This is a genomic window from Paracoccus sp. SY (genome assembly GCF_002901215.1).
Taxonomy (GTDB): Bacteria; Pseudomonadota; Alphaproteobacteria; order Rhodobacterales; family Rhodobacteraceae; genus Paracoccus; species Paracoccus acridae.
Window position 1 is genome coordinate 1 of the sequence record NZ_NWMQ01000244.1, and the last position, 316, is coordinate 316.

Genomic DNA, 316 nt, shown 5'->3' on the forward strand with positions numbered 1-316 from the left:
TCGAGATGAAGGGCAGCCCGCGCGGCGAGGCGGTCTGGTTCGTGCCGGTCGGGCTTGCCGTCGCCCCCGGCGCAACGATCCGCTTCGTGAACCGCGACCCGGGCAACAGCCATACGGCCACCACCTATCACCCCGCCATCCTGGACCGGCCGCAGCGCATTCCCGACGGGGCGCAGCCTTGGGACAGCGGCCTGTTGTTGCCCGGCGAGGAATACGAGGTCACGCTGACCGTGCCCGGCGTCCATGATCTTTATTGCCAGCCGCATGAACATGCCGGCATGGTGGCGCGGATTGTCGTGGGCCGTCCGGGCCAGGA

1 protein-coding gene is annotated in these 316 nt (G+C 69.0%); it reads left to right on the forward strand.

Annotation, left to right across the window (positions count from 1 at the left end):
* On the forward strand, positions 1 to 316 hold a 316-nt coding region (locus CK944_RS22720; protein WP_239986231.1), incomplete at both ends, for a plastocyanin/azurin family copper-binding protein.